The 13176-nt window shown below is 67.5% G+C and carries 12 protein-coding genes; 7 read left to right on the top strand and 5 right to left on the bottom strand.

What is annotated here, in order from left to right; genetic code table 11:
• Positions 1 to 10 precede the first annotated feature (10 nt).
• A complete protein-coding gene (locus tag ACFFGN_RS30650) occupies positions 11 to 1141 on the bottom strand; it encodes an ROK family transcriptional regulator (RefSeq protein WP_380054803.1) in 1131 nt (376 codons plus the stop codon).
• A gap of 73 nt (positions 1142 to 1214) precedes the next feature.
• Between ACFFGN_RS30650 and ACFFGN_RS30645 the strand changes: the two genes are divergently transcribed.
• Both ACFFGN_RS30645 and ACFFGN_RS30640 read left to right on the top strand, forming a co-directional pair.
• Complete coding sequence (locus ACFFGN_RS30645; RefSeq protein WP_380054800.1) at positions 1215 to 2303, top strand: Gfo/Idh/MocA family protein; 1089 nt, start codon at positions 1215 to 1217, stop codon at positions 2301 to 2303.
• Between the two features lie 10 nt (positions 2304 to 2313).
• A complete protein-coding gene (locus tag ACFFGN_RS30640; RefSeq protein WP_380054797.1) occupies positions 2314 to 3321 on the top strand; it encodes a sugar phosphate isomerase/epimerase family protein in 1008 nt (335 codons plus the stop codon).
• Between the two features lie 51 nt (positions 3322 to 3372).
• On the opposite strand, the gene ACFFGN_RS30635 is transcribed toward ACFFGN_RS30640, so the two are convergent.
• Together ACFFGN_RS30635 and ACFFGN_RS30630 are read right to left on the bottom strand one after the other, a co-directional pair.
• Positions 3373 to 4476, bottom strand: a complete 1104-nt coding sequence (locus ACFFGN_RS30635) for a trans-sulfuration enzyme family protein (RefSeq protein ID WP_380054795.1) — start codon at positions 4474 to 4476, stop codon at positions 3373 to 3375.
• 41 nt (positions 4477 to 4517) lie between these two features.
• A complete protein-coding gene (locus ACFFGN_RS30630) occupies positions 4518 to 5153 on the bottom strand; it encodes a TetR/AcrR family transcriptional regulator (protein ID WP_380054792.1) in 636 nt (211 codons plus the stop codon).
• 249 nt (positions 5154 to 5402) lie between these two features.
• Between ACFFGN_RS30630 and ACFFGN_RS30625 the strand changes: the two genes are divergently transcribed.
• The 4 genes from ACFFGN_RS30625 to ACFFGN_RS30610 all read left to right on the top strand — a co-directional run bounded on the left by ACFFGN_RS30625 (position 5403) and on the right by ACFFGN_RS30610 (position 11029).
• Entirely contained in the window at positions 5403 to 6674 is a 1272-nt protein-coding gene (locus tag ACFFGN_RS30625; protein WP_380054789.1) for a cytochrome P450, read from the top strand.
• Between the two features lie 31 nt (positions 6675 to 6705).
• Entirely contained in the window at positions 6706 to 6897 is a 192-nt protein-coding gene (locus ACFFGN_RS30620; protein WP_380054787.1) for a ferredoxin, read from the top strand.
• Between the two features lie 119 nt (positions 6898 to 7016).
• A complete protein-coding gene (locus ACFFGN_RS30615; RefSeq protein ID WP_380054784.1) occupies positions 7017 to 8147 on the top strand; it encodes a D-alanine--D-alanine ligase family protein in 1131 nt (376 codons plus the stop codon).
• A gap of 353 nt (positions 8148 to 8500) precedes the next feature.
• Positions 8501 to 11029, top strand: a complete 2529-nt coding sequence (locus tag ACFFGN_RS30610) for an HNH endonuclease signature motif containing protein (protein WP_380054782.1) — start codon at positions 8501 to 8503, stop codon at positions 11027 to 11029.
• Between the two features lie 278 nt (positions 11030 to 11307).
• On the opposite strand, the gene ACFFGN_RS30605 is transcribed toward ACFFGN_RS30610, so the two are convergent.
• Positions 11308 to 11802, bottom strand: a complete 495-nt coding sequence (locus tag ACFFGN_RS30605) for a DUF3515 domain-containing protein (RefSeq protein WP_380054778.1) — start codon at positions 11800 to 11802, stop codon at positions 11308 to 11310.
• Complete coding sequence (locus ACFFGN_RS30600) at positions 11781 to 12017, bottom strand: Lrp/AsnC family transcriptional regulator (protein WP_433023411.1); 237 nt, start codon at positions 12015 to 12017, stop codon at positions 11781 to 11783. Before ACFFGN_RS30600 ends, ACFFGN_RS30605 begins: the two co-directional genes overlap by 22 nt.
• Before the next feature lie 187 nt (positions 12018 to 12204).
• Between ACFFGN_RS30600 and ACFFGN_RS30595 the strand changes: the two genes are divergently transcribed.
• Positions 12205 to 13173 (top strand): thiamine-phosphate kinase, encoded by a 969-nt coding sequence (locus ACFFGN_RS30595; protein WP_446685229.1) that lies wholly within the window; start codon positions 12205 to 12207, stop codon positions 13171 to 13173.
• Positions 13174 to 13176 lie beyond the last annotated feature (3 nt).

Here is a 13176-nt window from a genome sequence, read left to right as displayed (position 1 = left end):
GTTTCGGGGGTCAGGCCAGGAGTCGCTGGAGGACTAGGGCGGCGGCGCCTTTCAGGGCGGCGTCGCTCGTTTCCGCGGTGGTGACCCGCAGGGTGGTTGTGGCCAGTGGCAACGACCTCGCGTAGATGTTCTCGCGGACGCCGGCCAGCAGGCTCTCTCCGGCCTGGGCCAGCGAACCGCCGATCACGATCACTTCGGGGTTGAGCAGGCTGACGCAGGTCGCCAGCACGGTGCCGATCTCGCGGCCGGCCTGTCTGACCGCGCGGGTGGCTATCGGGTTGCCCGCGCGGACCTGGTCGACGATGTCCTGGCTCGTGGCGACGGCGAGGCCGTGCTGACTTAGGTCGGTCGCGATGGCTGCCGCGCTGGCGACCGCTTCCAGACAGCCGGTGTTGCCGCAGCGGCAGACGACCTGAGGACCGCCCGGGGTTTGCACGTGGCCGAGGTCGCCCGCCGCGCCTTGTGCACCTCGTTGCAGCCTGCCGCCGCTGATCACCCCGGCACCGATGCCAGTGGCAACCTTGACGAACAGCAGGTGGTCGACGTCGGCGTACCGGCTGGTGTGTTCGCCGAGGGCCATCAGGTTCACGTCGTTGTCCACGAGCACTGGTTGGCCAAGATCCTTCTCCAGGCGTCCTACCACGTCGTACGCGTCCCAGCCGGGCATGATCGGCGGATGGTTCGGCCGGCCGGTCTCGTGTTCTACCGGGCCGGGAAGGCCTATGCCGGTTCCAGCCAGGGGTGGACGGCCTTTGAGTAGCTTGCGGGCTTCCCGCACGGCCCGGCCGAGGATGCCCTCCGGACCTTGGTCGATGCGCTGTCTGGTGGTGACGCTGTCGAGGATCGTCCCGGCCAGATCGGTGACCGCCACGGTGACGTGGCTGGCGCCGACGTCGATGGCCAGGATCACCCTTGCGCCGGGGTTGAACGCGAACCTGGCCGGCGGTCGTCCACCCGTCGAGGACGCTTCGCCGGACTGAACCACGAGGCCGTTCGCCAGCAGCGCGTCGATCCGGCCGGCCACGGTGGAGCGGGCCAGGCCGGACAACTCGATCAGCTCGGCCCTCGTCCTGGGCTCGCCGTCGAGCAGCAGTCGCAGCAGCGGTCCCGTACCCGGGGCCAGCAGCGGGCTGGTGGTCATACCGGCACTTTAGTGCTTCACCAGGCAGACTTCTGCTTGACAGCGAACAAAAGTCCCGCCTAGCGTCCAGGTCATGACCAACGCTTTGCGGATCGGCATTGTCGGCGGCGGATTCATGGGGCAGGTGCATGCCCATGCGGCGCGCGTCGCGGGCGCAGAGGTGGTCGGGGCCGTCGGGTCCTCCCCGGACCGCGCAGACGCCGCAGCGGCCGCCACAGGCGCTTTGAAGGGCTATGCCAGCCTGGACGACCTCCTAGCGGCTGACGTCGATCTGATCCACGTCTGCACTCCGAACAACTCGCACCTGCCGGTGTCACTCCAAGTGCTCAAGGCCGGCAAGCACGTCATCTGCGAGAAGCCACTCGCCACGTCCGTCTCCGACGCGTCGGACCTGGCCTCGGCCGCTGCGGGCCGGGTGGCGACCGTGCCCTTCGTCTACCGGTATCACCCGATGGTGCGCGAGCTTCGCGCCCGCATCGCGGCGGGCGAGGCCGGAACGATCAGCACGGTCCACGGGAGCTACCTGCAGGACTGGCTGGCCGGCGCGGACGACGACAACTGGCGCGTCGACGACGAGACCGGAGGGCCTTCACGGGCCTTTGCCGACATCGGCTCGCACTGGTGCGATCTGGCCGAGTTCGTCACCGGGGATCGCCTGGTCGCCGTGAGCGCGTTGACCCGCACCCTGCTGGAGTCACGTGGCGGCGCCGCCGTACGCACCGAGGATCTCGCGACGGCCCAGTTCCGTACGGCGACCGGCGTACTCGGCACGATCGTGATCAGCCAGGTCGCGGCCGGGCGCAAGAACCGGTTGTACCTGGAGGTCTCCGGGACCGAGTCGAGCTTCGGGTTCGACCAGGAGGATCCGGACCGGCTCTGGCAGGGGCGACGGGGTGCGAGCAGCGTGTTGGTCCGTGACCCGGGCACCTTGAGCCCGGACGCTCTGCGGGTCAACCGGCTTCCGGCCGGACATGCCCAGGGCTATCAGGATGCCTTCAACTTCTTCGTCGCGGACACCTACGCGGCCGTTTCGTCCGGCTCTACGCCTGACGGCCTTCCCGTTTTCGCCGACGGCCTCCGCTCGGCGGAGGTCGTGGACGCCGTACTGCGGTCCGCCGCGGCCGACGGCGACTGGACCACCGTTACCTCTCAAGTGCGCTAGGAGTCAGCTGATGCCACGCCCGATCACCCTGTTCACCGGTCAGTGGGCCGACCTGCCGTTCGAGGAGGTCTGCCGGCTGGCCTCCGAATGGGGCTACGACGGTGTCGAGATCGCCTGCTCCGGCGACCACTTCGACGTCGCGCAGGCGCTTTCCGACGACACCTACATCGCCGGCCGCAAGGAGATCCTCGAACGGCACGGCCTGCAGGTCTGGGCCATCTCGAACCACCTCGTCGGCCAAGCCGTCTGCGACGACCCGATCGACTTCCGGCACGAGGCGATTCTGCCTTCGCGCGTCTGGGGCGACGGTGATCCCGAAGGCGTCCGCCAGCGCGCGGCGGCCGAACTCGCCGACACCGCCCGGGCCGCGGCCAAGCTCGGCGTGAAGACCGTGATCGGCTTCACCGGCTCGTCGATCTGGCAGTACGTCGCGATGTTCCCGCCGGTCCCGGCCGCGCGGATCGAGGCCGGCTACAAGGACTTCGCCGACCGGTGGAACCCGATCCTCGACGTGTTCGACGAGGTCGGCGTGCGGTTCGCCCACGAGGTACACCCGGGCGAGATTGCCTACGACTACTGGACCACCGTCGCGACCCTGGAGGCCATCGGCCACCGTGAGGCCTTCGGGCTCAACTGGGACCCGAGCCACATGGTCTGGCAGGACATCGACCCGGTCGGGTTCCTCTGGGACTTCAAGGACCGGATCTACCACGTGGACTGCAAGGACACCCGCAAGCGCATGGGCGGCGGCCGCAACGGCCGGATGGGCTCGCACCTGCCCTGGGGCGACCCCCGCCGCGGCTGGGACTTCGTGTCCACCGGCCATGGCGACGTGCACTGGGAGGACTGCTTCCGCGTACTGAACTCGATCGGCTACGACGGCCCCATCTCGATCGAGTGGGAAGACGCCGGCATGGACCGCAAAACCGGCGCCGCCGAAGCCGTCAACGTCGTACGCGCCCTAGCCTTCGACCAACCCGAAGCCTCCTTCGACGCCGCCTTCAGCACGGACAAGTAGTTCGTCGGCCTCCGGCGGGCCTTCGGCGGCGGTCGCGGGCGCTGCCGGAGGTCAGCCGAGGGCCCGCTGGAGGTCCTGCCAGAGGTCCTCGGAGTGCTCGATGCCCACGGACAGCCGAATCAGGTTGTCGGGAATCGTGTCCGGCTCGGTCGGCCAGCGGCGGCGTCGTTCCAGCATGGACTCGACGCCGCCGAGGCTGGTCGCGTGAATCCACAGCTCGGTTGACTCCGTAACCCGCTGAGCCTCCTCCGCGCCGCCGGCCACTTCGATCGCGATGATGGCGCCGAATCCCCGCATCTGCTTGGCCGCCCGCTCATGGCCCGGGTCGTCCGGAAGACCCGGATACCGCACGCGCGACACCTTCGGATGCGCCTTCAACCGCTCAACCAGGTACTGCGCGTTCTCCTGGGCCTTGTCCATCCTGAGCGCGAGAGTCCGCATGCCGCGTAGCGCGAGCCAAACCTCCATCGGGCCGGCGATGGCACCCTGCGTCTTCCGGCGCAACGCCAACGCGTCGTACGTCTCCTGGTCCTTCGCGACAACCGCCCCCAGCAGCACGTCCGAATGCCCCGCCAAAAACTTCGTCACCGAGTGCACGACGATGTCCGCTCCGAGGTCGAGCGGCTTCTGCAGCAGGGGCGTGGCGAACGTGTTGTCCACGGCAACAAGAACGTCCTGCGCCTTCGCGGCCGCACAAATCGCCGGTAGGTCCGCAACCTCCATCGCCGGGTTGGTCGGCGACTCGGCCCACAACAACGCGGCCCCCGGCAGCGCGGCGATCACCGCATCCGTGTCGGCGATATCCACCCGCTGCAGGGTGATCCGCCCTTCCGAAGCCTGGCGATCCAGCAGCCCCGTCACCCCGTTGTACGCGTGCACGGGCGCCACGACCTTGCCTCCCACGGGAACCAGGTCGAACACGATCGCGCAGGCCGCCATGCCCGAGGCCAGCACAAGCGCATGCCCACCTTCGAGTTCCCCCAGCACACCCTCAAACGCGGACCAGGTGGAATTCCCGAACCGCCCATAACCAGCAGGACCGCCCGCCACGTACGTGGACGAGAACACCACCGGTTCATTGAGCGGCGCATCCGCCTCCACCAGCGGACGTCCCGCGTGCACGATCAGGCTGGCCGGATCCAGTTCGTCAGACATACCCGCATCCTCTCCCAGGCCGCCTTCGGAACCGCTGCGGCCTAGGCGTTTGTGGCGTTGTGCGCGGAGGCTGGATCCAAGCCGATGCGGCAGGGAAGAGGTAGTTCCCCGTTGGCCAGCAGGGAAAGCCCCTGCGTCGCCAACTCCGTGAGCGTGGGCGTCGGACCCGGCTGATCGACCCAGGTCTGCACCACCATCTCGATCAGGTCGATCGTCACCGCGGCGGTAAGCGCGGAAACCAGCGGACTGCTGTCGTCCATACGCCTGGCGATCTCCGCAGCGAGCTCATCCCGCCAGCGCCACACAAGATCGGCCAGGTGGGCGCTCAACGACGAATGCGCCTCGGCCAATGCGTAGATGGCTCGTGTCTTCGCAGGCTCCGCCTCCAGATCACTCAGCGCCCGGCTGACGAGTTGCCCGAGGGCCTTCTCCAGCGGCACTTCCGGCCCGCTCGCCCGCATCTCGTCAAGCGCCGTGAACAAGCAGAGCTCAACGAACTCCAGAACCAGCCGTTCCTTCGTCGGGTAGTACCGGTACAGCGTGCTCGGCCCAACCTCAGCCGCCGCCGCAATCTGCTCGACAGTCGTCCGCCCGAACCCGTGATCCCCGAACAACTCAAAGGCCTTGTCCGAGATAAGGCGACGCGTGCGCTCCCGCTTAAGCTCCCGCAGCCCCATCCAGACCTCCTCCACCTGACCCTGCCCGCAGGCTAACACCGCCCCTCTGCCCATTCGCCGCGTTCACCCGAGGCCGAGACCGAGGTCGGACATCGCGACCGACGTCGGATATCGAGGTGGAGATGGAGGTTGTAGGACGACATGCCGTCTGGCAGCATCAATCATATGGAAGTCACTACCATTTTCTAGTGCCTGCCTGATTCGTCCGAGGCTCGTCACTCCGGTCCGATCGAACGAGGGGTTCTGCCGATGACCGAAACACCCACCTCCACTCCGCCGCCGAACACCTCCGCCGGTGGGCGCCACGAAGCTGCCCCCGTACCGGACTTCCCGCTCGGGAGGCCCTCGGGTTGCCCATTCGACCCAGCGACGGCCTATTCGCAATTGCGGGACGAGGCTCCGCTGACGAAGGTCGCGACGCCTGCCGGGGTGGATGCGTGGCTGGTCAGCCGCTACGACGACGTCCGTACCGCGCTGCGAGATCGGCGCTTGAGCTCCCGGCTGGCTCCCTCGATGCACGTCGTCGCAGGCGCAGACCTCGACCGCCCGGCAGAATCGGGCTCGATCCTCAACCTGGACGGCGCCGAGCACACTCGGTTGCGTCGCCTGCTCACCAGTGAGTTCACCGTCAAACGGATCCAGGCGCTCCGGCCACGGATTCAAGAGATCATCGACCTGCACCTCGATGCGATGCTGGCCAGCCCCCGGCCGGTCGACCTGGTCCGGGATTTCGCCCTGCCAATCCCGTCGTTGGTGATCTGCGAACTCCTCGGTGTGCCCTACGCCGACCGGGACACGTTCCAGCGGCAGAGCGCGCGCCTGGTCGCCGTAGATGTCCCGCAGGCTGAAGCCGACGCCGTCGCCAGCGAGATCAACGAGTACATGGCCGGCCTGGTGATGGCGAAACTCCAGCAGCCCGCAGATGACCTGCTGTCTCGTCTGATCGAGCGTTCCAGCGATACCGAGCGCCCGCTGACCATGGAGGAGTTGGTCTCGATCGGCGTCACGCTCCTGATCGCCGGTCACGAAACGACGGCCAACATGATCGCCCTCAGCACCTTGGTGCTGCTCCGGAATCCCGAACAGCTCAAGGCCCTTCAGGAGAACCCGGAGCTCGCCGCGCCGGCCACCGAGGAACTGCTGCGATACCTGTCGGTCGTGCAGTTCGGAGTCTTCCGCGAAGTCCCCACGGACATGGCCCTCGGCGCGGAACAACTGAAAGCCGGTGACTATCTGATCGCCGCCCTGTCGGCCGCGAACCGGGACAAGGCGGTGTATCCAGACCCCGATCACGTCGATCTGACCAGGAAGGCCTCCAGTCACATGGCGTTCGGGTTCGGGCCACATCAATGCATTGGGCAACAACTCGCACGGGTGGAGCTGCAGGAGGTGTTCGTTCGCCTGTTCCAGCGGATCCCGACGCTCCGGCTGGCCGTTCCATTCGAGGAACTCCAGTTCAAACACAACACCCTCGTCTACGGCGTGACCGCATTGCCGGTCACCTGGGACGACCCGAGCTGACGCCCTACCCGAACGTTCCAAGGAGGATCGCGTGGACCTGACCATCGACCAGGACGTATGCGTTGGCGCCGGCCAATGCGTCATGACCGCGCCCGAGGTCTTCGACCAGCGCGACCTCGACGGCGTCGCCTTTGTGCTGAACGAACCTGACGCCGGCCAATACGACGCCATCCGCGAGGCCGCCATGCTCTGCCCATCCCAGGCGATCCAGCTTCGCGATTGACGGGATCGGCTCCGGTCACCGTTACCGCGGGAGCGTCGAAGGCGGACTGGCTCACCGCCTCGACGCTCCGGCGGAAGGTGAAGGGGGTGTCGGGCTGACCGGCCGCTAGGGTCGGCTTGGTGAGTCAGAGCACAGAAGGAAACCGTAAACCGCGCGTCGCCATCGTGTTCGGAGGTCGAGCGAGCGAGCACGCTATCTCGTGCATCACCGCGGCCAACGTGCTGCAGGTAATCGATCGCGACAAGTACGACGTGGTGCCGATCGGCATCAGCACCGAAGGCCAGTGGGTCCTCGAAAGTGCGGACCCCGCCCGCCTCGCGATCACCGATGGCCGCCTCCCGTCGGTCGACGTGGCAGCCGCGCCGGTCCTTTTCGGCAGCAACCGCGAACTGGTGGTGAGCGAGGCCGGGCAGGTACCGCAAACCCTCGGCGAGGTGGATGTCGTGTTCCCGCTTCTGCACGGACCGTGGGGCGAGGACGGCACGATCCAGGGCATGTTCGAGATGGCGGATATGCGCTATGTCGGCGCGGGCGTACTGGCCAGCGCTGTCGGCATGGACAAGCACTACATGAAGATCATCTTCGAAGCGGCGGGCCTGGAGGTCGTGCCATACGTCGTGATTCGCGCACGCGACTGGCAGACCGACCCGGACGCCTGTCGAGAGGCCGCCGGCAAGCTTGGCTACCCACTCTTCGTGAAACCGGCCCGAGGTGGTTCCAGCCTGGGCGTGAGCAAGGCCGATAGCCCTGAGGAACTGGACGTAGCCATCGCTGAGGCGCAACGGCACGATCCCAAGGTGATCGTTGAAGCATCTGTCACGCGTCCGCGCGAGATCGAGGTCGGCATCCTGGGGCGCGTTGATGGCGAGCGGGCGGACGTGAGTGTCTGCGCCGAGATCGTTGTCGAGGGAGGTGGGCACGACTTCTACGACTTCGAGACCAAGTACCTCCCGGAGGGCGAAGAGTTCACCACCCTGAGCGTGCCGGCCGAGCTGCCGGCCGCGATCGCCGACGAGATCCGGGCCCAGGCCCTGACCGCGTTCGAGGCGATCGAGTGTGAGGGCCTGGCCAGAGTCGACTTCTTTCTCGACGCCACCAATCGCGTGATCATCAACGAGATCAACACGATGCCCGGCTTCACCCCGCAGTCCATGTTCCCGCGGGTCTGGGCGGCGAGCGGCATCGACTACACCGAGCTGGTGGATCGCCTGATCACCCTGGCGCTCACGCGGCCGACGGGTCTCCGCTGATCCTCTGGCGGTCAGCTTGCTGACAGTGTTCCTCAGTTGTGTCGGCATGCTCTCATCCCTCCTTCGATGAATCGTGCGCTGGCTGTGTAGTCGTCGGCGTTCGTGCCGTTCGTCCCGACCGGGTCGTCGAACGGTGGGTGCGTCTGGGCCCCGGGTCGGTGGTCCGGGGCCCAGACGTCGGTGGCTCACGGCAGCCACCGCCGTAACCCCGGTCAGGCACTTTGGGAAGCCTGCTGACTGGGTCGGCGCAGAGAATGTACGGCTTATTGGGCTGCTCTGCGGAAGTAGAAAATGCCTTGTGGATAAAGGAATGCGAGTTGGGATTCGCGGCAGTGTTCGATAGAATCGATCACATGTTCGATACGGATCTCGATGTGGATCTCGATGTGCTGAGCCCGGCGGGGGTGCTATCCGCGCTGGGTGGTTTCGCTGCGGTCAACGAACGCTCAGATGTGCGAATCCTCGAGGGAGTGCTCGCGTTCGCTGACCGGCATCCGGAGCCGCGCCGCGCAGCCAGAAGCTCCGCAGGAGACGGCTCTGAAGGCGGCGGCTCTGAAGCGGGCAGGGCTGAAGGCGGAAGTTTTGAGGGCGGCGGGTCTGCAACCGACAGTCTCGGGAGCGGTCGACCTGCCGAGGGTCTGATGCCCGAAGGCATTGAGCAGCTGAAAGTGTATGGCGGCGAGGGATGTCCGGCAGTCGCCGAATTCGCGGCGGCGGAGCTGGGCACCACCTTGAAGGTCTCGTCATCGGCGGCCGCGGGGATCCTCAGTGATGCGCTCGGCCTTCGGCACCGGCTGCCCAAGGTGTGGGCAAGAGTGCTCGCCGGTGAGGCGCGTGCTTGGCGCGCCTGCCGCATCGCGCGGGCCAGCGCCGCCCTCCCGCTGGAGGCGGTCGCATTGGTGGATGCCGCGGTCGAGAAGATCATTGATCGGGTCGGTCCAGACCGGCTGAAGAAGATCGTCGACGCCGCGATGTGGCAAGCCGATCCCGAACGGGCCCGAGCTCAAGCCGAGGAACTGGCGCGTGCCCGTGGGGTTTGGATCGGCCGCTCGGACTCAATGGGTACCAACACGATCTTCGTGCGGGCGGCCACCGGCGACGTCATCCGGTTGGAGGCGACGATCTCCGCACTCGCGGATGCCTTGAAGGTGCTCGGCGACACGGATGCACTCGGTCGGCGCCGGGCGAAGGTCATCGGCTGGTTGGCCGATCCCGCAGCCGCCATGGAACTACTTGACGCCGCCCGCCTCCTCGCCAAAACCCACACCCGTCGTACCCGCACGGCTTCGGGCGCCGAAGATCCCGCCTCTGCAGCCGCCAAGGATCACCGCGATCGTGTGGCAGAAAGTCAGGTCCACGATGCCGCAGCTATGGTGGACCAGGCTGAAGGTCCGGCATCTGCCGCTACCTCTGGGCACCTCCACCTTGTAACGGAACCGGCTCGAGACGCCGCTCCTGCAGCCGAGCCGAATCGGGCCGATGATCCGGCTTTTCCTGGTGCTGTCGGGCGCCTTGATCCTGTTGCCGAGTGGGATCAAGGTTTCGTGCCGGAGCGGGACCAGCGCCGCCTTGAGGAGCCACCGTCGTTCGAAGGACTGGAGGCCGACGGCCCGCCTCCGCCAGAGGATCCGTTCGAGGGGGGTGAGCGGCCGACAGACAGACCGCCGGTTGGCCAGGCTGCGTGGGAGTACGCGTCATCGAGTGAGGTGGTCGCGCTAAGCGGAGGCATGCCTGCCGAGTCTGGGGCTTATGGATCGTCGAGTGGCGGATCCTATGGCGCGGCGGATTTGCGGGACGGGTCGCGTACAAATGAGGTGCCACGGCATTCGGTGGATGGCGGCGATGACGGCGATAACGGGGTTCGGCGGGATGACAGGGCTGAGGGGGCTGGCGATGACCGGGCTGACTGGGAGCACGGTGCTGACTGGGCCGGCGCGGGGGATGGTGAGGCCTTTCGACGGGTGGCGTTGGCAGGGCGGCTGGCCGAGATCAAGGAGCGTGCCCGGCTTAGCGAGGCCGCGAAGGGACGAACTGCCGCGCGGGTTGAGGTGTTCGTACATCTGACGGACGTCACTTTGGCCGGCCTCCTCGCCAGTGAGCGGCACGGCGACACCGATGGCGACACGGACATCGCCGGTGGCAGGGCCGACGGAGGTTCGCCGAGAGGTGATGGGGTGCTGCGGGTGGAAGGGATTGGGCCGGTGCTGGCGGCGCAGTTCCGCGAAGTGGTGGGGTACGACCAGATCGTTGTGAAGCCGGTGATCGACCTGCGGGATCGGGTGAGTGTGGACGCCTATGAGATCCCGAGCCGGATCCGCGAGCGGGTGTTGTTGCGGGAGCTTTGGTGTGTCTTTCCGTGGTGTACGAGGCGGGCTACCAAGTCGATGGACCTTGATCACGTGGTGCCTTATCGGGCGGATGGTCCGCCGGGTCAGACGAGTACGGACAACCTCGCGCCGGGGTGCCGGTATCACCATCGGCTTAAGACGCATGGCGGTTGGAGTTGTGCCGTGCTGCCCGAGGGTGGGTACGAGTGGACGAGCCCGGAGGGCGCTCGGTTCGTTGTGGATCACACCGGGACGCGCTCGGCCGACGAGTGGGTTGCGAAGACCACGCCGGGCACGGCGGATCCTGTGGGTCCAGGCCTGCCTGCGGTTGCGACGTGGGCAACACGGGCGAGTGAGCGGCGTGGCAGCTCAGCGCGAGAGCTCAAGCGGGACGACGTGGGCGGCGCAGCGCGACGGGTTCGGCCGGCGAAGCGCGGGTCGTCGGGGAGTCGACCGTTACGTACTCGTCGGAGCCCAGGATCGCCTGCCAGGCCCGACCAATCGACGGTCGCTGAACTGTCGACTTCACAGGAGACGTCCACGGCACCGTCATGAGAGCTGAGAGCGGCCAGAAGGGCCAAAAGGAGCGGGGTGAGAGGGAATGTGAGAAGTGAAGGTGGTGCGGTTCGGGCTGGCCTAGCGGCCGTGGCTCGTGCTGGAGGGTCGAAACCAGGCCAGGGAGGCGAGGACGAGGTGAGGTGGAGTTCGGGCGCGGGCACGTTACGGGCGGGCAGAGGCTGGGGGCAAAAGGGCGGGGGCGAAGGGCGGACCCGAACACGGAAGGCGCCCCCGGCGGAGTGCAGGGGCGCGCCAGGGGTGTGAGCGTGACGGGGTCAGGTGCAGGGGGTGATTACGGGGTTTTGGGACTTTATGGCGGGGGCTACGTCGGTGAGGACGTTGGCTTCGGGGGAGTAGGCGTTGGGTACGGCCATCTCGAGGTAGAGCTTGCGGCCGATTGTGGTGAAGATGACACCGTTTTCGGCCTCTTGGGCGTACCAGCCGACGCCGTTGACCTCGAAGCACTGGGACGCGGCTTCGGCCATGCCGGCGGGTGGGGCCACGCCGCAGGTGAGCTCGATCGGGGGATCGCCGTAGGCGCGGGTGAGCGGGCTGACGGGGTCGGTCTCGCGACGTTCGCCCTCGGTAATGCGTTCGGGCAGGGCGTTGATCAGGCTCGCGCAGGCACTCGCGACCTCGGGCGCTGGCGTCGGTACGGCAATGCCGACCGGCCCCGGGCTGCACGCGGCCGCTCCGAGGAGCAGCAGCGAGAGGCCCAGGGCCGGGACAAGACGCCGTGGATGCGCTTTCAGATGTGCACCACCGGGCACGTCAGCGTGCGGGTGATACCGGGAACGTTCTGGACCCGGGCCACCACCAGCTTGCCGAGTTCGTCGACGTTACGGGCTTCGGCTCGCACGATCACGTCGTACGGACCCGTGACGTCCTCGGCCAGGGTGACGCCCTGTACCTCGGCGATCTGCTGCGCCACGTCGGCCGCCTTGCCGACCTCGGTCTGGATCAGGATGTAGGCCTGGACCACCACGTCGTTCTCCACTCAGTCGTCCTCAGCGGGGCCCCGGCATCGTCCGGTGCACCGTCCAACTGCGTTCGACGGTACTGCAGACATGCGGGGCGTACTCTTCGTTGCGCGATCACGCTACCTCGTGGACCCGGTCGCCGGAAGCTACCCCGGCCCGGCGGACTAGAGTGCCTGGCTGGCGATCGGAGGGCTGGACGTGAACGAGACCGTGGGCGGCATCGGTGAATTCGGGCTGATCGAGGCCGTCACCAAGGGCTATCGCCAAGGGGCCGACGTGCTGGTCGGACCGGGGGACGACGCCGCCGTGGTGGCCGTGCCGGATGGCCGGATGGTGATCACCACCGACCTGCTGATCGAGGGACGCCATTTCCGGCAGGACTGGTCGTCGGCATATGACGTAGGTCGCAAGGCCGCCGCGCAGAATCTGTCGGATTTGGCCGCGATGGGCGCGCGGCCCACCTCGCTGGTGGTCGGCCTGGGCGTGCCCGCCGCATTGGCCAGCGAGTGGGTGCATGAGCTGGCGCGAGGCCTCCAGGACGAGGGCGAGCCGCTTGGCGTGAGCATCGTGGGCGGCGACATGGTCCAGTCCGAGAAGATCGTGGTGTCCGTGACGGCGTTCGGCTCGCTGGAGGGTCGTGAGCCCGTACTGCGTTCCGGGGCGCGCCCAGGCGACGAGGTGGCCGTGGCCGGACGGCTGGGGTGGGCCGAGGCCGGGTACGCCGTACTGACCAGGGGGTTCCGGTCGCCCCGGGCCGTGGTGGAAGCGCATCGCCGGCCACTGCCGCCGTACGAGCAGGGACCGATCGCGGCGATCGCGGGCGCCTCGGCGATGTGCGACGTGAGCGACGGGTTGTTGTCGGACCTGGGGCATATCGCGACGGCCAGTCAGGTCGTGATCGACGTACGGTCCGGCGCGCTGGCGATTCCCGAACCGCTGGAGGCGGTTGCCGCCGCGACCGGGTTGGACGCGCTTTCCTTCGTGTTGACCGGCGGAGACGACAACGCGCTGGTGGCCACCTTCGAACCGGCGGACGTACCGCCCGGCTGGACCGTGATCGGGTCGGTTGCCGAGGGCAATGACGACCGGCCGCCCGGTACCGTGACAGTGGACGGCGAGCCGTACGCGGGGGCCACCGGACACGCACATTTCAGGAGCTGAACG

Source organism: Kribbella deserti (assembly GCF_042434725.1).
In the GTDB taxonomy this organism is placed as follows: Bacteria; Actinomycetota; Actinomycetes; order Propionibacteriales; family Kribbellaceae; genus Kribbella; species Kribbella deserti.
This window is presented reverse-complemented; position numbering and strand designations above follow the sequence as displayed.